15 protein-coding genes are annotated in these 20,694 nt (G+C 64.8%); 6 read left to right on the top strand and 9 right to left on the bottom strand.

The features are described 5' to 3' along the window. Positions 1–156 precede the first annotated feature (156 nt). Together GNK13_RS17815 and GNK13_RS17810 are read right to left on the bottom strand one after the other, a co-directional pair. Positions 157–813, bottom strand: coding sequence for a hypothetical protein (locus GNK13_RS17815; RefSeq protein ID WP_235935317.1), 657 nt, complete (start codon positions 811–813; stop codon positions 157–159). 120 nt (positions 814–933) lie between these two features. Beyond that, complete coding sequence (locus tag GNK13_RS17810; RefSeq protein ID WP_164103905.1) at positions 934–1,116, bottom strand: hypothetical protein; 183 nt, start codon at positions 1,114–1,116, stop codon at positions 934–936. A 68-nt stretch (positions 1,117–1,184) separates the two neighbouring features. Here GNK13_RS17810 and GNK13_RS17805 point away from each other — a divergent pair, with 68 nt between their 5' ends. Both GNK13_RS17805 and GNK13_RS17800 read left to right on the top strand, forming a co-directional pair. Beyond that, positions 1,185–2,156 (top strand): sugar phosphate isomerase/epimerase family protein, encoded by a 972-nt coding sequence (locus tag GNK13_RS17805; protein ID WP_164103904.1) that lies wholly within the window; start codon positions 1,185–1,187, stop codon positions 2,154–2,156. Beyond that, positions 2,153–3,460 (top strand): threonine/serine exporter family protein, encoded by a 1,308-nt coding sequence (locus GNK13_RS17800; protein WP_164103903.1) that lies wholly within the window; start codon positions 2,153–2,155, stop codon positions 3,458–3,460. Before GNK13_RS17805 ends, GNK13_RS17800 begins: the two co-directional genes overlap by 4 nt. A 253-nt stretch (positions 3,461–3,713) precedes the next feature. On the opposite strand, the gene GNK13_RS17795 is transcribed toward GNK13_RS17800, so the two are convergent. Continuing rightward, on the bottom strand, positions 3,714–5,096 hold the full coding sequence (locus tag GNK13_RS17795) for a trypsin-like peptidase domain-containing protein (protein ID WP_235935319.1): 1,383 nt from the start codon (positions 5,094–5,096) through the stop codon (positions 3,714–3,716). A gap of 246 nt (positions 5,097–5,342) precedes the next feature. Then, the gene (locus GNK13_RS17790) at positions 5,343–5,633 is read right to left on the bottom strand and encodes a hypothetical protein (protein ID WP_164103901.1); all 291 of its coding nucleotides are present in this window, start codon (positions 5,631–5,633) and stop codon (positions 5,343–5,345) included. A gap of 158 nt (positions 5,634–5,791) precedes the next feature. On the opposite strand from GNK13_RS17790, the gene GNK13_RS17785 reads away from it, so the two are divergent. Both GNK13_RS17785 and GNK13_RS17780 read left to right on the top strand, forming a co-directional pair. Next, a complete protein-coding gene (locus tag GNK13_RS17785; protein WP_164103900.1) occupies positions 5,792–7,330 on the top strand; it encodes a S41 family peptidase in 1,539 nt (512 codons plus the stop codon). Positions 7,331–7,437: 107 nt separating this feature from the next. Further along, positions 7,438–8,178: a hypothetical protein gene (locus GNK13_RS17780; protein WP_164103894.1), complete on the top strand. Its 741-nt coding sequence runs from the start codon at positions 7,438–7,440 to the stop codon at positions 8,176–8,178. 56 nt (positions 8,179–8,234) lie between these two features. On the opposite strand, the gene recJ is transcribed toward GNK13_RS17780, so the two are convergent. From recJ to GNK13_RS17760, 4 genes are all read right to left on the bottom strand, one after another. Then, positions 8,235–10,022: a single-stranded-DNA-specific exonuclease RecJ gene (gene recJ / locus GNK13_RS17775; protein ID WP_164103899.1), complete on the bottom strand. Its 1,788-nt coding sequence runs from the start codon at positions 10,020–10,022 to the stop codon at positions 8,235–8,237. Between the two features lie 12 nt (positions 10,023–10,034). After that, positions 10,035–10,202, bottom strand: coding sequence for a 50S ribosomal protein L33 (rpmG, locus tag GNK13_RS17770; protein ID WP_164103898.1), 168 nt, complete (start codon positions 10,200–10,202; stop codon positions 10,035–10,037). A gap of 182 nt (positions 10,203–10,384) precedes the next feature. After that, positions 10,385–11,704 carry a DUF1501 domain-containing protein gene (locus GNK13_RS17765; protein ID WP_164103897.1) on the bottom strand — a complete coding sequence of 440 codons (1,320 nt, stop codon included), beginning with the start codon at positions 11,702–11,704 and terminating at the stop codon, positions 10,385–10,387. A gap of 144 nt (positions 11,705–11,848) precedes the next feature. Then, positions 11,849–15,328, bottom strand: coding sequence for a DUF1553 domain-containing protein (locus tag GNK13_RS17760; protein WP_235935316.1), 3,480 nt, complete (start codon positions 15,326–15,328; stop codon positions 11,849–11,851). A gap of 370 nt (positions 15,329–15,698) precedes the next feature. Here GNK13_RS17760 and GNK13_RS17755 point away from each other — a divergent pair, with 370 nt between their 5' ends. After that, positions 15,699–15,863, top strand: a complete 165-nt coding sequence (locus GNK13_RS17755; protein WP_164103896.1) for a hypothetical protein — start codon at positions 15,699–15,701, stop codon at positions 15,861–15,863. A gap of 131 nt (positions 15,864–15,994) precedes the next feature. Then, positions 15,995–17,026, top strand: a complete 1,032-nt coding sequence (locus GNK13_RS17750) for a DUF1559 domain-containing protein (RefSeq protein ID WP_164103918.1) — start codon at positions 15,995–15,997, stop codon at positions 17,024–17,026. 225 nt (positions 17,027–17,251) lie between these two features. Here GNK13_RS17750 and GNK13_RS17745 read toward each other — a convergent pair whose 3' ends face one another. After that, entirely contained in the window at positions 17,252–20,533 is a 3,282-nt protein-coding gene (locus GNK13_RS17745) for an efflux RND transporter permease subunit (protein WP_164103895.1), read from the bottom strand. Between the last annotated feature and the right edge of the window lie 161 nt (positions 20,534–20,694).

Below are 20,694 nucleotides of genomic sequence, written 5' to 3'. Positions count from 1 at the left end.
AAAACGTGTGTAACGATTGTATCGAACAGCCGCGGAACAGTTGTTGAAACAAATTTTATAAGTTATGCGGCCTGCGGATACCGCAAATTCCCTAAATCCACCCGGCGGACCTGCAGATTGGGCAAAATAGGGAAACAGCCAGTCCAACTAGCCGCCCTACCCAACGAGTCTCGCGGTGCCCCACAAACTGGGGTCTTCGGCCACGGGGAATTCTTCGCCGACCGAAAAGGTCTGCCAGCCTCGCTCGCGATCGACGACCGCGTACCACAGGCTGATCTGGGGATACTCCGCCGGATCGAATCCGGTCAATGCCGCGGCAGGCAAGATCCCACTCATTTCGTAACCGTCTTGCGTGGTCTTGCCTAACACCCGCAGCACCCCTTCGCGGACCGGATTGGGGCTCTGCCGCGCCCGGTGGATCGGCAGCATCGCGGCATAGGGCGCGTCGCGGCGGACTCCGCCCCCGATCGGCATTAAGACAAACCGATGGCAGAACCGGTTCGCGCGGTGAATTTGCGGCGAGTTGCGAGTGTCGATCCAGAGGTGCAGCCCGTCGCTCTCCTCGGCCCGCCCCTGGCGGCACCACGGCAATTGCCGCTTGCCGCTGGCCCGCATCCAGACCCCAATCCCGCTGGTGTCCCAGGCCATCCGCACCTCGGCATACAGCGGCCGACCGGCCAACGCTCCGAACGAGGGCAAGCGGCAGCTCTCCGGAAGCGCCAGCCCCGTCTTGCTCCACTCGAGCGGATGACGGCGCACCGCCACCTCGAAACGAAACAAAAACGTCGGGTCGAGCAGGGGAGAATCGGCCATAGCTTGCGAGCGTACGCCCCCGGCGGCACTTTTCCAAGCGACCGACGGTAAATTCTCGCGTTTCAAGGGAGCAGTACGCAGTACGCATCCTAATCGTACTCAGCGCAGCGGTACTCGTACTCAGTACTCAGTACTCGAAGCCGCGGACTTACCGACCGGACGGAGATCGAGTACCGCTGCGCTGAGTACGAGTACCGCTTCGCTGAGTACGAGTACCGCTTCGCTGAGTACGAGTACCGCTTCGCTGAGTACGTGTACGAGTACGAGGAGGATCACGATCTCGAGCACCGCTTCCGGCCTCATCGATTACACTCCACTCGCACGCCAGCCGCTCTGTCCACTGCCGCTCCCCCGCTTGCCGCCCTTGGACCATGACGCTTCCTCGCCGCTCCTTTTTGCTCGCTTCCCCGGCAGCCCTGATGATGGGATCCACTGCCAATCGCGCTGAAGCCGACGCTGCCGAGCCGGGCGCCGATCCCGGGGCTTGGGCCGATTCCATGCGGTACTGCTTCAACACCAGCACGGTCCGCGGCCAGCAGCTGTCGGTGCCCGAGCAAGTTCGGCTGTGCGCCGCGGCCGGCTACGACGCGATCGAGCCGTGGATCCGCGATCTGCGAGCCTACGTCGAGCAAGGGGGGAGCTTGACTGAGCTCCGCAAGCAGATCGAAGATGCGGGGCTGACGGTCGAAAGCGCGATCGGGTTTGCCACCTGGATCGTCGACGACGAGGCGGAGCGACGGGCGGGCTTGGAGGAAGCTCGCCGAGACATGGAACTGCTCGCGGAAATCGGCGGCCGGCGGATCGCCGCCCCGCCGATCGGAGCGCACCGTTTGGCGGTGGACGCTCCCCAGCCGACGCTCTTGGACATCGCCGCCCGCTACCGAGCGCTGCTCGAGTTGGGGGAGCAAACGGGCGTCACGCCGCAGCTCGAATTGTGGGGATTTTCGAGCACGCTCAGCCGACTCGGCGAACTGGCGTACGTGGCGGCCGAGGCGGGACACCCAGCGGCCTGCGTTCTGCCGGACGTCTACCACATTTACAAAGGGGGCTCCGACTTCGCCGGACTGGCCCTCTTCGAAGCCTCCCGCATCCACTGCTTCCATATGAACGACTACCCAGCGACTCCGCCTCGCAGCGAAATCGGCGATGCCGACCGCGTCTATCCGGGCGATGGCGTGGCCCCGCTCCATCAGATTCTGACCACGCTTCGCCGCGGCGGTTTCAATGGCCACCTCTCGCTCGAATTGTTCAATCCCAGCTACTGGGAACAGCCGGCCGAAGAGGTCGCGCGGCGGGGGCTGGAAAAGATGCGAGCGGCCGTGCGAGCTAGCTGCGTGGAATGAGCTTGGATCCGCATGCCCCGAGCCCGCCTCCGCCGCCCACCAATCCTACGGGTCTCACCAGCGCCACCAATGCGCCCGCTCCGGTGGCGTCGGCGGGCAAGACTCCGGCCGAGGCTTTTCTGCTCCGCACCGCCGAGTTGCTGCACCGCCACGGCACTCCGTCGTATCGGCTCGAGCGGGTGATGACGCGGGCCTCGCAGTCGCTGGGGATCGACAGCACTTACCTCTACACCCCCACGGCGCTGATCGTCTCGATCGTCCGCGAGGAGGGAGAGCAGACGTATTTGCGGCGGATCGATTCGGGAGAGGTCGATGTCAGCAAATTGATTGAGTTCGACCGGGTGCTGCACGACATGGAAGTGGGCAAGCTGACGATTGCCGAAGCCACGCAGCGACTCGACGAAGCGGCCGCGGCTGAACCGCCTTACGGTTTCGCCACCACGATCGCGGCCGCGGGCGTAGCCTGCGGAACCGTGGCGATCCTGTTCCGAGGAGGCGTCACCGAAGTCGGCGTGGCCGCAGTCCTCGGCTGTCTGCTCGCCTGCCTGACTTGGTTCACCGTGCGGGCGGGGTGGGATCGCGGCGTGCTCGAACCGCTGGCAGGGTTCTCGGTGGGGCTGCTGACGCTCTGGATCTCCCACTACGTGCTGCCGATCGACGACCGCCTGACGACGCTCGCGGCGCTGATCCTGCCCCTGCCCGGACTGACCCTGACGATCGCTCTGACCGAGTTGGCGATGGGTCACTTGTCGGCTGGGAGTGCGCGGCTTGCCGGGGCCAGCGTGACGTTGCTGACGCTGATCTTGGGCGTCGCGATCGCGTGGCGGCTCGGCCCGAGCGGGAACACCATCATCGGTCAAGCGGCGGTGATCTCGATGCCGCTCCCGGCCTGGAGTTTATGGATTGCCTTGGGGCTCGCCCCCGGGGCGTTCGCGATCCTCTTCAAAGCGCCGCTTTCGCAGTGGCCAGTGATTTTCGCCGTCAGCATCCTCGGCTTTCTGCTCGCCCGCTGGCTCGGCCGCAGCGTAGCCCCGGAGGTCGGTTCGTTCTGCGGGGCGCTCGCCGTGGGCGTCGGCAGCAATCTCTACGCACGGCTCAAGAATCGTCCAGCGATGGTCGCGCAAACTCCGGGGCTGCTGATCCTGGTCCCCGGCTCGATCGGCTACCGCTCGCTGACGGCGCTGCTCGAGCACCAAACGGTCGAGGGAGTGGAGCTCGCCTTTGCGATGGTACTGCTGGCGATGTCGCTCGTCGGCGGACTGCTCTCGGCGAACGTGATCCTGCCGCTGCGCCGCGTGCTGTAGGTTCTGTCAGACAAGCTTGAGCCGACGGCGCTAGCCGCGGGTTCTGCAGCGGAAGAATTAGCGGTCGCGAGGCCCGAGGCTAGCGCCTACGGCTCAAGAAGGCCCGAGGCTAGCGCCTACGGCTCAAGATGGTCTGGGGCGGAGCGCGTTTCGGCTGGGTCGGCGATTCCTCCACCTCTGGATCGCCCCGAAACGCGTCCACGCCCCCCTGCGACTGCCCCTGCGACTGCCACTGCCCCTGCGACGGACTGGCTCAGCGGGGCAGGCGGGCCTGGTCGCCTTGCGCCAACCGCAGCTGACCGACCAGCGTTTGGTCGCGACGCACGATGTAGAACTCGGCTTGCGTGGTAGTTCGCATCTCGGGACTTCGCAGGATCAGATCGAGGTCGTCGATCGAGGCGGTTTGCCAGCCGTGGATTCCGAGCAACACGTCGCCGCTGCGAATTAGCTGGCGGTCGGCCGGGCTCCCGGGCCGCACGGCGGTGATCCGCAGCCCGCCCTTGTACGGCTTGTCGATTCGCAGCCGCCCGTTCAGCTGGCGGACCGCAGCCGGCGAGAGCGGCTCGGCCTGGATCCCCACGACGCTCCAGATTCGCGTCGCGATGCCGCGGGAATCGCTGGCGTAGGAGGGCTCGGAGGCCTGCAGTTCGAGGGCCGTCTGCTCCTCGCCCCGCTGGACGTTCAGCCCGATCCGTTGGCCCGGTTCGATCCCCAGAATCGCCAGCTCAAAGTCGAGCGGATCATCGATCGCCCGATCGCCGATCTTCAGGATCCGATCTCCCGCCTGCAGACCGCCTCGAACTCCGGGGCCTCCTTCGGCGAGCGACGTGACGAGCAGCCCTTGGGCAGGCGAATCGCTGTCGATCGTCCCGGCCAATCCAAGCGTGACGTGTTGTTCGTTGTATTCGCGGATCAGGTTCCGCGAGACCTGGATGGCTTGGTCGATCGGAATCGCAAACGCGATCGACTGGGCGCCCACGCGGACTGCGACATTGATCCCGATCACGTCGCCGCGGATGTTCAGCAGCGGGCCGCCCGAGTTGCCCGGGTTGATTCCAGCGCTGGTCTGGATCAAGTCGCGATACTCTTGTTGGTCGTTGACCGGGACGTCGCGGTGCAGGGCGCTGATGATCCCTTCGGTCACCGTGTTCTCATAACCAAACGCGTTGCCGATCGCGATCACCCGCTCGCCGACCATCAGATCTTGCGAAGTGCCCAGCGGCACCACTTCCAGCGGCTCGTCGATCGAGATCTTCAATACCGCCAAATCGTAGCGGACGTCGTGGGCAATCTGCTCGGCAGTGGCCGTCCGCTTGTCGGCCAAGGTGACGCGAATATCGCTGACGTCCTCGACGACGTGGTAGTTCGTGATCAGGTACCCGCGAGGATCGATGATGATCCCGGTCCCCATCCCGTTGACCTGCCGCATCGTTTCGGCCGGCGCCCCGGCAAACCCGGCCGCCGTCCCGCGCACCGTCTTTTGGCCATGAATGTTGACCACCGAAGCCGAGACGCGGCGAACCGCACGCACGACCGGCGTCTCACGCGATACCTCCTCGAGCGGAGATGCTGCCCGAGCCGAAGTGGTGAGCCCTGCAGGGCTCAGGAGCGACGCCACCGTCAACCCGCAGGCCATAGCCAACGACGCGAATCGCGGGGCGCGCTCCGCCCGGAAAATAATCAGCCGAACCATTGGACCCCGCGTGCTCAGGGGGGCTTTCACCCTGGACGATCCCCACGACGCGGACCGGCCGTTGCGCCACTACGACGACGCTCACATGCCAAAACATCGGATCAATCCCACTCCGGCTTGACGCCGAGCAAAAATCGCCCGCAAACCTTGCCACGCTTGCCAGCTCGGGACGGAGTACCGAGTCCTTCCTCACGGCCAGCCGGGATCGGCGGGGCCGACGAGCGGCTGCGTCGGCAGCGGGTGAAACCGCGGCCAGGGAGTTGCCGGCTCGGCATCACACGTGGCGCCCGGACGTTCCGGTAAGTGGCCTGCAGGCATGTCCCTTGCGGACGCGTGCCTTGCGGGCGACGTCGGCAAACCGCCGTGCCGATCGCTGGGGATGCTCAGATGCGCGCATCCCGCCTGAGCCAGCAGAGCAACGCTGGCGGCGAGCAAGACGCCGCGGTCGAAGACCCGCGGCCGGATGGGGAGGAACTGCATGGCTGGACAATGTCCCTTGCGAAGTCGGTGCCCCCACCAGTGGATCTACAATCGGCACGCACCCCCTTGAGACTTGAACGATTGTTTCGGATCGAACGGGGCAGGGGTGGATCGCATAGAATCGCTGGGGTTGGTTCTTCCTCGTGCGTTCAACTGCTATGCCTCCTCGCAACTTCTACGCGATCCTCCTGACCTTCCTGATCTCCCAGCGATGCTACGTGGAGGCCGAGCGGAACCGGGCCGCCGCTCCGGTGGCCGATTCGATGCACTACATCGATCGCTACTACGTCGACGAGGTCGATCAGCAGGAGTTGCTCGAGGGAGCGATGCTGGGGCTGACCGAAAAGCTCGATCCCTACTCGCAGTTTTTCCCTCCGGGGCTGTACGAGCAGTTTCAGGACTCGATCGAGCAGGAGTTTGCGGGGATCGGAGCGGTCGTCGAGCAGCCCGACCGCGCCGCGCCGACGCGGATCATCACCCCCCTGGTCGGCTCACCCGCACTGGCCGCCGGACTGCTTCCGGGGGACCAGATCATCGGCGTCGGGGACACGCCGACCGCCGAAATGCCGCTGCCCGAAGTCGTCGAACTGCTCCGCGGCCCAATCGGCAGCACCGTCGAGGTGCGAGTCCGCCGCTCGCCCCCCAACCCGACGACAGGGGCCGACTCGACGACAGGGGCCAACCCGATGGCAGGGACCGAAGAAGCTGCAGGGGCCAGCGAGACGACAGGGGCCAGCGAGGAGTTGGTTTTCAGGGTGACTCGCGGCAACATCCAACTGGAGTCGGTCCTGGGCGATCATCGCGATGCGGAGAATCGCTGGGTTTATCGGCTGAGCGAGGATCCGCAGATCGCTTACATTCGCTTGACCACGTTTGGGGAGCGGACGACTGCGGAGCTACGGCAGACGCTCGAGGAGCTCGACAATCGGTTTGGCGGGATGATCCTCGACCTCCGCGGCAATGCCGGTGGGCTGCTGACGTCGGCGGTGGATATCTGCGACATGTTTCTCGAGGAGGGGCGGATCGTCTCGACCCGCGGCCGCGGCGTGCTGAAGTCCGCTCCGGCCGACGCGGCGGCTTTCGAAAACGCTGCTTGGGATGCTTCCGCGGGAACGTTGGTCGATCCCCGCAAACCGCTGGTCGTGTTGATCGATGGCAACTCGGCAAGCGCCGCGGAAATCGTCGCCGCCTGCCTCAAGGACCACGGGCGGGCGATCCTGGTCGGCGAACGGACGTTTGGCAAAGGCAGCGTCCAGAACCTGTTTCCGCTGGAAAATGGCCGCAGCGCGCTGAAGCTGACGACCGCTCGCTTCTACCGCCCCAACGGGCAGACGATCCATCGCGGCCCGGACGCGAGTGAGGCCGACCAGTGGGGCGTCCAGCCGACGGCGGGCTACGCCGTTCCGCTCGACGACGAGACGCGGCGGCGGGCCCTGCGGCGGTGGGAGCTGGCGACCTATCCGCACTTCGCAGCTTCGGTCCCGGTTCCCGAAGGGAGTTCCAAAGCGCTCGCCGAGGTCGACCCGCAGCTGTGGCGAGCGATCGAGACGCTGCACGGCAAAGGTCCCACCCCCGCCTCCCAAAACAGCGCGACCCAGAACAGCGAGCCCGAAGACAGCGAGCCCGAAGACGGCGAACCCGAAAACAGCGAACCCGAAAACAGCGAGCCCGAAAACAGCGAGCCCACGGGCGAGTGACCCCCACAATCGGCTTAAAATTTGCTTCGCTCTTTTGCGTTAACTAGTCTTTGACGGCAACCATTGACTTCTCCATCTCGTCGCATCCGCTAGAGGAATGTACACCGATGTTCAGGGCGACTGCTCTTGCTGCTGTTGTAACGCTGGTCACGGGAGCCTCGACGGCTGGCGCCCAAGACGCCGTGCTGGCTGAGGTGTATGGGCAGGGCGTGCATCGCTACTTTGCCCACGACTATGACGGGGCGTACCTCGATTTTACCCGGGCCATCGACAATGGGCTTCGCGATCCCCGCGTGTACTACTTCCGCGGCTTGGCTGCGGCAGCGACCGGTCGGCTCGACGAGGCGGCGGCCGATTGGCGGATCGGCGGCGTGTTCGAGGCCCGCGGCAATTACAGCGGCTCGGTAGGCCGAGCGCTGGCTCGGATTCAGGGAGCTCAGCGGATGCAGTTGGAAGCGGTTCGGCTGCAGACGCGGCTCGAAGAACGCGCCCGCGTCGTCGCTGAAGAACGGGCCCGCTACGAAGGGCTCGAAGCGGCCGAACCGCGAGTCCTCCGAGGTGGCGTGGCTCCCGCACCGCCGGCCCCCGCACCGGCCCCCGCACCCGCTCCCCCGGCTCCCGACGATGCTCGCACCAATCCGTTCGACGACGACAATGGACTCGCTCCGGGTGAGCCGATGCTGGAAAGCGAAAACGCACTGGGCGATCCGCTGAACCAACCGGCACCGGCGACCGAAGCTCCCGCCGAAGAACCCGCCGACGACGCCATGGACGATGCCGCTCCGGCGACCGATCCGTTCGGCGACCTCGGCACTCCCGCTCCGGGCGACGATCCGTTCGCCATGTAGACGAGAGCGTAGCCCCCTCAACACCCTCCCCCCGGGAGGGTAAGGGGATGGGCGTCTCAGCGGCCGACGGTATTGCCCGGAACTTTCACTTCCGGGCTTCGCACTTGGCTCGGCCGCCAATCGACCAATTGGGCTTCGACCGTGCGGCGGCCGCGGAATTCATTGACGACTGGACGGAACGCGATATCGATCGTTCCCTCGGTCTGATTCAGATCGTCGCACCATTCTCCCTGGCCGAACGCCACCGACCGCATCCGCGTCCCGCGATGTTCAATTCGGGCCGAGAGGTGGCGATCGCCTCCTCCCATCCGCCGCGAGGGTTCACAGAGGCTCACGCCGCTGGCAAGCAACACCGGGCGGGGATTCCCTTGGCCGAACGGGGCCAGCGACTCCATCTGCTGGAGCGTCTCGAGCGTCAGGTGGGCGAGCGCCGTCTCGGCGTCGATCACGACTTCGGGTTCCGCAACGCCTCCCGCGTTTTGCCTGGCAACCGCTTCGCAGAAGTCGCCTCGAAACGCATCGAGCTGGGCCTCTTCGATCTTCAGTCCGGCCGCCGCGCGGTGACCGCCAAAGGTTAGCAAGCGATCGCAGCTCTCTCCGAGTGCCGCGTGCAGGTCGATCGCTCCTCCAGCCCGCCCCGAACCGACCGCCGGTTTTCCGCTCACCGGATCGATTGACACGACGATCACGGGCTTGCCGTAGCGTTCGGCGAGCCGGCCGGCGACGACGCCGATCACGCCGGCGTGCCAGCCCGAGCCGGCCAGCACCAGAGCGGGATCGCCCTCGGGGTCGAACTCCGCCTTGGCTTGCTTTTGTGCGGCCAGGAACACGCTCCGCTCGAGCGATTCGCGGCTGCTGTTCAACTGGTGCAGGTACTCAGCCAGCGCGGCGGCCCGCTCTCCCTCGGAAACGGTCAGCAGTTCGACGCCCAGCTGCGCCTGGCCGAGCCGCCCGGCGGCGTTCAAGCGGGGGCCGATCGAAAACGCAATGTCTTCACTGGAGAGGGCGGGCTTTTGATGCAGCCCGGTCAAACGCATCAGCTCGGCCAACCCGGGCGGCGGATTCGACTGCAGGCTCCGCAGCCCATGCCGCACTAGCACGCGGTTCTCATCGACCAGCGGGACCATGTCGGCAACCGTGCCGATCGCCGCCAGCGACAAAGCCCGCATCAAGTAATTGCGGAGCCGCTCGCTGACTTTCTTTGCGCCGCTCGCCCGCTGGCAGATCGCCCAAGCCAATTTGAAGGCGACGCCCGCCCCACACAATTCGCCGAACGGGTAATTCGTCCCGGGCAACCGCGGGTGCACTAGCACGTCGGCCGCGGGAAGCGCCGCGGCCAACTCGTGATGATCGGTGACGATCAGCCGCAACCCGAGCTCGCGGCACAACTCGGCTTGCCGAACGCTGGTGATCCCGCAGTCGACACTGACGATCATCTGCGTGCCGTGGCTGGCCAGCCGCCGAATCGCCTCGTCGCTCAGCCCATAACCGTCTTCCAAGCGGTTCGGCACATAGTAGCCCACGTCGCCGCCGATTAGCCGCAGCCCCGAGGTCAGGATCGCGGCACCGGTCATGCCGTCGCAGTCGTAATCGCCATAGACGGTGATGCGCTGCTTGGCCGCGACCGCTTCGAAGAGCAGGTCCGCGGCCGCTTCGACACCAGGCAATTCCAGCGGATCGCGGAGATCGGTTAAGCGAACGTCCAAAAACCGTTTCGCTTCGGCCCCGTCATAGACACCGCGACTGACCAGCAATTGAGCAACGACCGGGGGAACCCCAGCCGATTGCACGAGTCGTTCGATGCGGCCGGAGTCGTGCGGTAAGATCCGCCACCGCTTCTGCATCCCTTCGCCTGCTTACTTCTTCTTTTCGTTGTGCCAGGTGTGCTTGCGGACCCGCGGGCAATACTTCTTCAGCTTCAGCTTTTCGCCCCCCGGCTTGCGGCGCAGGGTGTAGTTGTAATCGCCCGTCTCTTCGCAAACCAAGAAGACGGTTTCCGCCTTTTTCTTGCTACGTCCAGCCATCGCTCGAGATCTCCAAAGCCGTTATGTCAATTGAATTGGGTTGGTGCGTGGAAAGCCCGCAAGTATGCCAAACCAAAGCGCAAACCCGCAAGGCCTGAAAACAACCGCCCGTCAGCCTGGCGGTCAGTCAAACTGCCCCCCTACCATCCCTCCCCCCGGGAGGGTGGCCGATGACCGTCCGCCTACACGAACAGCTCGCGGATTGGCACTCCGCCGTCGGTGATCGGGACGGGTCGTTCGCCCGCGTACAGCTCCAGATGGGGATCGATGCCGAGCGCGTTGTGGATCGTGGCGTGCATGTCGGCGACGCTGACGGGCCGGTCGACGATCTGCTCGGCTAATTCGTTCGTCTCGCCAATCATTTTGCCGTTCTGCAGCCCGCCGCCGGCCATCACCACGCTGAAGCACGCTCCATAGTGATTGCGGCCCCCTCCGCCATCGAATCCAGCCGGGCGACCGAACTCGCTGGCGACCACGATCAACGTGTCGTCGAGCATCTTCAATCGCTCCAGATCGAGAACCAACCCCGAAAGCCCTTGATCGAGATCGTCGATCAACAGGTGCTGCTTGAGCTGCCCCTCGTTGTGGGTGTCCCAGCCTGTGCCATTGGTAAAAGTAGTATTGTGCGAGACCTCGATGAACCGCACGCCGGCCTGCAGCAGTCGCCGAGCGAGCAGGCATCGCTGGCCGAACTCGCCCCCGTACGACTGGCGCAGCTCCGCCGGCTCGCGGTCGAGCTGAAAGACGCTCATGAACTCGGGCCCCGAGAGCCGCATCGCTTCGGAGACCGTGGCATCGTAATCCGCCACCGAGAGTCCACCGGCGGTCCGCTGGCGATACTCGGCGCGAACCTTGGCCAGCATCCGCTGGCGGCGATCGAGTCGCTCGGGAGTCAAGTGCTTGGGGCGGGCAAAGCCACTCGGACCGCTCTCGGTATCGGTCAAATAGACGTACGCTCCCTTAGTCCCTAAGAACCCGGGGCCCCGAGTCGGACTGGGATAGCCCATCAAAATGTAGGCCGGGACCGACTCGCTGACCGGTCCGAGCTGGTGCGCGACGATCGAGCCGACCGATGGGTAGACCACCGTGCCGGTCGTCGGCCGTCCGGTGTGCATCCGGTTGGTCGCCGCCCCGTGCTCGTCAATAACGTCGTGATTGACCGTCCGCAAGATGTTGAACCGGTCGAGGATTTTGGCGCATCGCGACAGATGCTCGCAGACCTGCACGCCAGCGACCGCGGTGTCGATCGAGTCGTAGTAGGAGCCGGGCTTCTTCGCCTTGGCGTCCCCTTTCCGCTTCGGATCCCAGGTATCGATCTGAGCCGCTCCGCCGCTGAGCCAGATCATGATGCAGTGCTTGGCCTTGCCGAGCGGCACCGCCGGGGCGTCGGACTCAGAGCCGTAAGCGAGCTGCGACGAGCTGCCGCCGGCGAGCGAAGCGGCAGCCACGGAAGCACCGGCGGCATGCAGAAACTGACGGCGATTGGTGGAGGGAAAACTCATCGGGCTTCGACTCACTGAAGGTCGGGAATGTGCTATTCAAATCAGCCGCCACGCTTCTTGCGTCCGGTTGTCTCGGCGTTTTCGGGAACCGGGGGCTAGCGCCCGGCGGCTGATGGGATGAAAAACGAACGGCTGATGGTTGGGCTACGGCAGGTGAATGAACTCGGGGGAGCACATCAGCGTCCACAGCATGTCCTCCATCCGCTCCCGCCAATCGGCAGCAAGTCGCGGGGAGGGGGGATCGCCTTGCTTGACCGCTTCCTCCAACTCCAGCTGAATGCGGCTCGCTTCGGGATCGAACTGGTTGGTCCAACCGACTTTGTTGCGGGGCAAGCGGCGGGGCGGGGCAGGGGGCTCGCCGGTGAGCCGCGTTTGGTAGCCGTCGCGGAGTAGCGCCGTGAACATCTCCTGCTCTTCGGCCGAGGGACGGCGCGTCAGGACGCGGAGGTAGACCCGCTCGATCAACGTTTCGAGCGGCTGCTCCTCGAGAGCCAGCTCCGTAAAGCCGCTATCGTCCGAGAGCCGCGTGAACCGCTCGCCGAGCACTCCGTTGGACAACTCGGCTGGCTGCAGCACCGAAACCTCGACCTGGTGGGGCGTCATCGCGTCCTGCCGCGAATTCCGCCAGCCGAACGCCTGCAGGAGCGTCACGAACGGCTGAGCGAACGGCAGCGAGAGGCTGATCCGGTCGCGCTCGTTCGACAGCGAAGCGAACATCCAAGCCCGCCGCGGGTAACCGAGGTTGAGCGTGCTGTCTTCGGTCCGCGAGCCGTCGATGTCGATGTTCATGATCCCCGCATCGAACGGTTTGCCGCTTCCGGCGAACAGCGAGTCGACCAGCTGCTCGGCGCTCATCCGTCGATGGGCCGGGCCAGCGTAGTAGTAGCTGCCACCTTCCTTCGCTGCGAACGGCCGACGCTGGTAAGCGTGCGACTGGAAGATCAGGCGGGCCACGTGCTTGAGGTCGTAGCCGCTGAGCACCAACTCGTCCGCCAAGTAGTCGAGCAATTCGGGATGCGAGGGATAAGCGTTTTCCCAATCATCGACCGGCTCGACCAAGCCGCGGCCCATGTAGCGGGCCCACATCCGGTTCGCGATCACTTGGGCAAAGCGGTCGTTCTGCGGAGCGGTGACGAGCAGCGCGAGCCGCTCCCGCAAGTCTTTTGGGTTGCGAAGCCACTCGCTCTGCACGTCCTCTTCGGTGACCAGCTCGTCGAACGTCCACTTCGGCTCGACCTTGGCTCCGGCCGCCAGGGTGACTTCGATGAACGGCGAGTCGACTTCCTCGGGGTCGCCCACCGTGCTCGTCTTGGGAACGACCTGCGGACCGCGATTGAGCATCGCCGCGGCGCTGAACAGATCCTCCTGCAGGAAGTCGTGCTGCGGCGCGTCGTGGCAGCGGGCACACTCCATCTGCAACCCAAGGAAGGCTTGCCCAATGATGTGCGCCTTCTCGGCCATCGGAGCATCGTTCTGCGAAGCGACCGCGAAACCCGCTGGACCGCCGTGTCGCTCGCTCCCCTCCATCAAGATCAGCTCGGTGGCGAACCGGTCGAATGGCTTGTTGTCGAGGAACGACTCGTAGATCCACCAGCGGAACGGCCCGGTGTTGTTCAGCGTGGGGTTGATGATGTTTGGGTTCTCGGCCAGCACATCCTGCCAGTACCCGACCCAGTTGTCGGCCCAGCCCGGATGCTCCAGCAGTCGGTCGATCGCGGCGGTGCGGCGTTCGGCCGGCGGGTCGCTGAGATACCGCTCGATCTGGTCCTCGGTCGGCAGCACGCCGATCGCATCGATCGTCACCCGCCGCAGAAACTCGAGGTCGCTCGTCAGCGGCGTCGGCTGTTCATCGGAGTCGGCTAACTGGACGGCGATGAAGCGGTCGATGTCGTTGAAGACGGGAAGATCGCCGGTCGTTTTGGGGACTTCCACTCGGGGTCGGTCGAGCACTGCCTGCCGGGCTGCCGCATGGCGCTCGGCCCAGTAATCGCGTTCACCGCCGCCGATCGCGACCCGTCGCTCAGCATCGAACTCGATCAACCAATCGCGATGCCGGGCGATGAACGGCATCCAGTCGGCGTCGGTCAGCTCGACCTCTTCGGCGTGACTGACGAGCCGGAAATCTTCTCCGGGCGGAGCGAGGAACACAGCCGTTTCGCCAAAGTCGGGTCGATGCCGCTGGCCACCGACGATCATCTCAAACTGCAGCAGATGCTCTTTGCCGTCGCCCTCGATCGTCGTCACCGCTTCGGTGTCGCCACGGAACAGCGGACGCAGGTTGGGAGCGAGCGTCGGCTCGTAGGGGAACACTTTGCCGTGGGCGCTCGAGCTGATGTTGTGAAAGGCGGTTTCGGCAATCAGTTCGCCGTCGAGGTACAACCGCGACGCGTTGCGGCACCGCACCAGCACCTGCTGGGTACCCGCGGGAATCGTGACGCGGCTCGAGGCGCGGATCAGAAACGGATTGCTGCGATCGATCCGGATCGCCCGCTCGTTGTACTTCTTCGGGACATCCAGGAACGCGAAGTAAGAGGTCTCGTAGTGATCGGTGTGCAGCGGCGGACGGAACTCCCACGTCTTCTTATTCGGCAGCCCTTCAAAGATGTCGACTCGCACCGCATCGCTCGGAACCTCCGCCAATTCCAGCTCCGGCTCGGGCCGCACGTAACGGTACCGCTCGGCGATCTGCTCGGCCGACAGGGCGGTGCGGTACAGCGCGACCTCGTCCAATCCGCCCTGGAACGAGCTCCCCGCACTCCCCCCCATCGACGACCCGATCCACAGCTCGTCGTCGTCGACCACCGGAGCCGCTTCGGTCGCGCCTCCCATATCCCACTTGCCGGAGACGATCTGGCCATCGACGTACCCGCGGATGCTCTTCGGTTTACCAAATTCGTAGCTCACCGCCACGTGGTGCCAGCCATCGCCGATCGCCACGTCGCCACCGCTGGTCCAGCGATGCCAGTCGCCTGGGTGGCCCGCATCGCTGTCATCGGCGCTGCGAAACAAGAAGCTCAGCCCAGCCGCTCCACCGACGCGACTCAGCCGCAGTGCGTAGTTATGGCTCTCGCGAGTCTGGCCTTCGAGATACGTCCGCCCTTTACCCAAGACGTAGTAATGACCACCGCCGGAGAATGGCTCGGGCCGCACCCAGGCCTCGATCGTGATCGCATCGCCGTTCTGAAAATCGAGAACGCTCCCCTCTCCGGGATCGACCACTCGCACATAACGTCCGCCACCGCGAGGAAGCTCGACGCCGCAGTTTTCCGGATCCATCCGCGGGAACATCGGCGGTCGCGGCCCCGGCTCGCCGAGCCGCACGCCCCCTTCGACCTCTCCGACCAGCTCCTCGCCAGCGGTCCCGGCGTTGGAAACGCGATCGGCCGCGGCGGAAGCGGGATCCTCGAAGTGCCAGTAGCCGACCGGCCCCGCTTCGAGCACCAACCGAGAATGCTCGCCGGCTGCTTCGGCTGCTTCGGCTGCTTCGTCATCCGCGAGGGCAGCCCCGCCGCTCACCGCCATCGCACCGGTCACGGCCAGCCCACCGAGGGCCCAGGCGAACCAGCCAAGTCTCAACCGCTCGGCGAGCGGCGTTCGACCACGACGACGGGAGGACACAACCATCAGTTCAATCTCGACAGAAGGGACGAGGCAGGGGCAAACGGAGCTTCTGCGATCTGAGCGGCCGCAACCGCGGCGGCGGGAACGCGAGGCCGAAGACCTAGTTCGTAGGGAGGCGGGATGGGGCGGGAGTCCCTCGCACAGACCGGGGGACTTGTTCGATGGTAGCGAGCGATCTGCTCGCCTGCAAACTTCACGTCGCCAGAAGGGCGAGACGAAGCGGCGCGGCGGCGGAACATCGAAGGGATTTTTCTTGCTCACTAAAGGCCGCCTCTGTGCTACTATGCCACCTTCGGTTCCCGCCCCTCCAGTGGCACTTGGCCACCGGAGCGGCCACCATACCTATGGATTGATCCATTTGAGGGAGATGTTGATGACGCAGTGGCTGTTTCGCCTCGTCGCCTGTGCACTACTGATGGCCTCGCTCGGAACGCTTGGGTGCTCCTCGCAGCTGAGCGAAGAAGAGACCCCGGTCGTCGCTTCGGACGAAGATGAACCCACCGGTGCCGCGGTTACAGGCGACCCTGAAAATCCCTAAGCGGGAACCGCTTTTTCCCGCCTCTGCGATCGTCCGCCGAAACCCCCGTTCCCACCTTTGCCGCCGCTCGGGCTACCTCCGCCCTTCCCACCTTGCTGCGCGCGGCCCCGCTCTCCATCCGAGGATCCCCCATGAAGACTCATCGTCCATCCAAGGAGCGTCGCCGCCGGCTGCTCCGTGGCGGCTTTACGCTCGTTGAACTGCTGGTCGTGATCGCGATCATCGGCGTTCTGGTCGGGCTGCTGCTGCCGGCCGTCCAGTCAGCCCGCGAGGCAGCTCGGCGGATGTCGTGCAGCAACAACCTCAAGCAGTTTGGGCTCGCCCTGCACAACTACCACGACGTTCACCAGTCGTTCCCGCCCGGCTGGAGCGTTCCCACCGATGGCGACACGCGCTACAGCTGGGGCTGGTCGGCTTCAATCATGGACTTCATCGAGCAGGGGACCGCGCTCGAAGCCAGTCAGTACGGCCGGATCAACATCCACACCGTTGCCAGTGACCCAGCGGTCCTGAACATTCTGCAGACGCCGATCTCGGCCTACCGCTGCCCCTCGGACATCGCTCCGGCGACCAACAACTGGTTGGCGATCCGCAGCCAACGGATGACGACGTCGAACTACGTCGGCACGCACAACAGCGACTACTGGGACAAGAATGACGATGCCGAACAGGGTGGGATCTTTGTCCAGAACAAAGGAACCCGGATGGCCGAAATCACCGACGGGACGAGCAACACGATGATGGTCGGCGAGCGTCAGTGGAGCTTCCGCGACGCCAGCGGAAACACCCTCATCTCGGGTGCCGCCCACGCTTGGGGCAACGTTCCCGGGCACGCCGAGGATTGGCGGTGGGGATACCAGGTCGCCCTGGGCGTTTACAAAATGAACCTCACCGGAACCGACCAAACCGGCAAGATCTACAGCAGCCAAGTCAGCATGCGAGGAGCCAACGGCTTCTCCAGCCAGCACCCCGGAGGCGCCCAGTTCTGCTTTGCCGACGGAAGCGTGCACTTCATCTCCGACAGCATCCACTCGAACTTCAACAACCAGGGCGTGCAGACCGACGCCAGCAGCAACCGCGATCGAGCCCTCCGCGCAGTGATCGATACGACCTGGGAACGGTTGATCGCCAAAAGCGACGGCCAAGTCGTCGGCGACTTCTAATCCCGCGGCGAAAGGAATCGGTCTCCGGTCTCCGGTCTCCGGTCTCCGGTCTCCGGTCTCCGGTCTCCGGTCTCCGGGAATCTGAAATTTCAGATTCCCAGAAACAGGAACACTCGTACTCAGCGAAGCGGTACTCGTACTCAGCGAAGCGGTACTCGTACTCGAAGCCGTCTACTGGGTAGCCGCAGCTTCGCGGAGTACGAGTACGAAAGTAAGCTTTGAGCCCTAAATCGGTTGCGGCTCGCGTTCCCCCAGTGGCACGCTGAGCCCTTCGTCGGCGACGACCTCCGGATTCTCGCTGGGCGGCTCGCCAGGACCTTGCTCACCAGAGTCGCTGTTCCCCGGCTGTTCCGCTCCCGGCCCCAATTCGGGGTTTTTGCGGGGCCGCCAGACGAGTGCCGTCGCATCGTCGAAGAAGGTGTACAGCACGGGAATCGCGAGCAGCGTCAGCACCAGCGAAAGCGTCTGGCCGCCGACGGCCAGGACGGCGATCGAGCGGCGTTCTTCGGCCCCCGGTCCCGTGGCGATCAGCAGCGGCAACAGGCCCGCGACGAACGAGACGGTCGTCATCAGAATCGGCCGCAGGCGGTCGCGATTGGCCTGCATCAGGGCCGTGTGGCGGTCGAGCCCTTGAGCGCGAAGCGCGTTGGTGTGATCGACTTGCAGAATGGCCGCTTTCTTGACGACCCCGAACAGCACCAAGATCCCCAGGGCCGAATAGAGGTTCAGCGTCTCGCCGCCCCAGTACAGGCTGAGCAATCCGAAGGGGACCGCAAGTGGCAGCGACAGCAGGATGATCAGCGGATAGACGAGGTGCTCGTACTGGGCGGCGAGCACGATGTACATGAAGACGAACGACATGATGAACGTCCAACCAAAGTCCTCGAGCGTCCGCTCCAGCTCGCGACCGCCGCCGAGCACTTCGGCGCTAAACCCTTCTGGAATCCCGATCTCCTCGGCCGCTTGCTGCAGCGCCTCGATGCGGTCGCTGAGCGCGTACTCGCCCGCAATGTTCGCCCGCACGGCCACCATCTTTTGGCGACTGAGGCGGTCGATCCGTGAAGCGGCTTCGCTGAACTCGAAGCGGACGACGTTGTCGAGCCGCGTCAGCGCGCCGCTGTTGGTCCGCACATAGAGCTGGGAGATCGAGGGGACATCGCCGCGGTCGATTCCCACCAGTCGTACTTCGACGTCATAGGCATCGTCGATCTGCAGATCGCGGTACCGCGAGACACGGTCATCGCCACCGACCGCCACTCGCAGCGTGTCCGCGATCTCCTGCACCTCCACGCCCATCGCCGCGGCCCGCTCCCGATCGATCCGGGCCAGCAGCTCCGGGTTGTCGATCTGCAGCGTCGAGTAGACGTCGACGATCCCCGGAATCGTCTTCGCCTTCTCGCGGAGCGCGTCGCTGAACTCGAGCAGCCGATCCAAATCGGGGCCGGTGATCGCATAGTCGATATCGACCGGAGCTCCCTGCCGCAGCGACGTCAGGTTGCGAACCGAAATCTGCAAATCGGCGATCGAGTTCAGCCGCTTGCGAATCTCGGCCATCTTCTCCCGCTGCGAATAATTGCCGCGGAAAGCCGCTCCCGGATCTCCCTCCAGAAGCCCCGCGAACAGGCGGTCGAACGAAAAGGTCCGCTCGCTGGCGTCGACCAAACGGATATACATCTCCGCCGAATTCACCGAGCCCCAGGCCCGCGCTCCGACGGTCGTCAGCACCGTGCGAATCCCCTCGACTTCCTCGAGCTCCGCCTCGACCGCGTCGATCGTCTCTCGCATCGAAGTCAGACTCGCTCCCTGTTCCGCCTCGAGCCGAATTTCGAATTCCGACTCGTCGACGTTCAGCGGGATGTAGTCGCGTTGGACGAGCGAGTGGAGAGGCACGTTCGAGGCGATCACCGCGACGCTCACCGCCAGCACCACCCAGCGGTAGCGGAGCGAACCAGCGAGCATCCATAGATAGCTCCGCTCCACCACGCGGTAGAACCCGCCTCGCGAGGAGGCTTCCAGGTCGTTCTGCCCCTTGGGCCGCAACAGCTTGCTGCACATCATCGGCGTCAGCGAAAAACTGACCAGCATCGAGACCAGGATCGCGATCGTCGCGGTGACCCCGAACTGAAACAGCATTCGCCCGGTGACACTCGAGAGGAACGACACCGGCAGGAAGACGATCACCAGCGACATCGTCGTCGCGAGCACCGCCAGACCGATCTCTTTGGTCCCCACGATCGCCGCCACCGTCGGCGTCATCCCCTTTTCCTCGATGCAGTGGAAAACGTTCTCGAGGACCACGATCGCGTCGTCGATCACCACCCCAACCATCAACACCAGGGCCAGCATCGTGACGTTGTTCAGCGTGAAGTCGAACCATCGCATGAACGCAAACGTGGCGATGATCGAAGTCGGGATCGCCACCGCCGCGATCAGCGTCGACCGCCACGAGCGCATGAACAGCAGCACTGTGATGCACGCCAAAATGCTCCCCGAGATCAAATGGTGTTCGATCTCCTCGAGCGCCGAGACGATGTACCGCGATTGATCCTGGATCACCGACACTTCGACGTCGTCCGGGAGCAGCGCGCGGCAGCGAGGAAGCATCGACTTGATCTCCTCGACCACCGCGACAGTGTTCTCGCCCGATTGCCGCTGGATCTGGAGCACGACGGCCGGCGTGCCGTTGAGCCGAGCGAGAGTGCGGACTTCCTTCGTCGCGTCCTTGACCTCCCCGAGATCACTCAGCCGGACCGGCGTCCCGTTGAGCGTGGCGACGACCAGGTCGGAAAAGTCGCGGGAGTCCCGAACGCGGCCCATCGTCCGCAGCGCCCGCTCGCGGAGCCCCTCGTCCATCCGGCCCCCAGGAACCTCCGCGTTCTGACGCTGCACCGCCTCGCGAACTTGCAGGATCGACAGCTGGTAAGCGGCTAAACGGTCGGCGTCGATGTCGATCTGGACCGCCCGATCGGCCGCCCCGGCGATCGTTACCTCGCCGACGCCGCGAGACGACTCGATCACGTTCTTGACGTAGCGGTCGGCCAGCACGAACAGCTCGCGAGGAGCGCGCGGCCCCGAAACCGCCAACGTGAGGATCGGAGACGAATCGAGGTCGCGCTTCTGCACCACCGGAGGGTCGATGTTCGGTGGGAGCAGGTTGACCGATCCGGAAACCGCATCGCGGACATCCTGGATCGCCGCGTCGATGTTTCGGTCCAACTGGAACGTGACGATCACGAACGATTGCCCATCGCGGGAAATCGAACGCAGTTCCTCGATGCCCGCGACCGTCGCCACCGCGTCTTCAACGACCTCGCTGACTTCCGATTCCACCTCCGCCGCGGCCGCCCCCGGATAGGTCGTGCGGACGAAGATCTGCGGCAGATCCATGTTCGGAAAGCGGTCGACCCCCAGTTGAGGAAAGGCCACCGCACCGGCGACCACCAACGCGGTGATCAACATCAGCGCAAAGACGGGCCGCTTGACGCAAACTTCTGCCAACCAATACACGGCGCCAACTGCCTCGCAGTAAATGAATGGGGATCTCTTCCTGAGCCGCAGGCGCTAGCCTCGGGTGAGCCGCAGGCGCTAGCCTCGGGTGAGCCGTAGGCGCTAGCCTCGGGTGAGCCGTAGGCGCTAGCCTCGGGTGAGCCGTAGGCGCTAGCCTCGGG

The sequence above is a fragment of the Candidatus Laterigemmans baculatus genome (genome assembly GCF_010367455.1).
Classification (GTDB): domain Bacteria; phylum Planctomycetota; class Planctomycetia; order Pirellulales; family Pirellulaceae; genus Laterigemmans; species Laterigemmans baculatus.
The sequence above is the reverse complement of the archived record's forward strand: the minus strand, read 5'-3'. Positions and strand labels throughout refer to the sequence as shown.

Coding starts and splice junctions, on each gene's coding strand:
- GNK13_RS17810 (WP_164103905.1), bottom strand. CDS start 1,116: ATGAGGCCGGAAGCGGTGCTCGAGATCGTGATCCTCCTCGTACTCGTA.
- GNK13_RS17760 (WP_235935316.1), bottom strand. CDS start 15,328: ATGGTTGTGTCCTCCCGTCGTCGTGGTCGAACGCCGCTCGCCGAGCGG.
- GNK13_RS17780 (WP_164103894.1), top strand. CDS start 7,438: ATGTTCAGGGCGACTGCTCTTGCTGCTGTTGTAACGCTGGTCACGGGA.
- GNK13_RS17790 (WP_164103901.1), bottom strand. CDS start 5,633: ATGCAGTTCCTCCCCATCCGGCCGCGGGTCTTCGACCGCGGCGTCTTG.
- GNK13_RS17805 (WP_164103904.1), top strand. CDS start 1,185: ATGACGCTTCCTCGCCGCTCCTTTTTGCTCGCTTCCCCGGCAGCCCTG.
- GNK13_RS17795 (WP_235935319.1), bottom strand. CDS start 5,096: ATGGCCTGCGGGTTGACGGTGGCGTCGCTCCTGAGCCCTGCAGGGCTC.
- GNK13_RS17755 (WP_164103896.1), top strand. CDS start 15,699: ATGACGCAGTGGCTGTTTCGCCTCGTCGCCTGTGCACTACTGATGGCC.
- GNK13_RS17800 (WP_164103903.1), top strand. CDS start 2,153: ATGAGCTTGGATCCGCATGCCCCGAGCCCGCCTCCGCCGCCCACCAAT.
- GNK13_RS17750 (WP_164103918.1), top strand. CDS start 15,995: ATGAAGACTCATCGTCCATCCAAGGAGCGTCGCCGCCGGCTGCTCCGT.
- GNK13_RS17785 (WP_164103900.1), top strand. CDS start 5,792: ATGCCTCCTCGCAACTTCTACGCGATCCTCCTGACCTTCCTGATCTCC.
- GNK13_RS17815 (WP_235935317.1), bottom strand. CDS start 813: ATGGCCGATTCTCCCCTGCTCGACCCGACGTTTTTGTTTCGTTTCGAG.
- GNK13_RS17765 (WP_164103897.1), bottom strand. CDS start 11,704: ATGAGTTTTCCCTCCACCAATCGCCGTCAGTTTCTGCATGCCGCCGGT.
- recJ (WP_164103899.1), bottom strand. CDS start 10,022: ATGCAGAAGCGGTGGCGGATCTTACCGCACGACTCCGGCCGCATCGAA.
- rpmG (WP_164103898.1), bottom strand. CDS start 10,202: ATGGCTGGACGTAGCAAGAAAAAGGCGGAAACCGTCTTCTTGGTTTGC.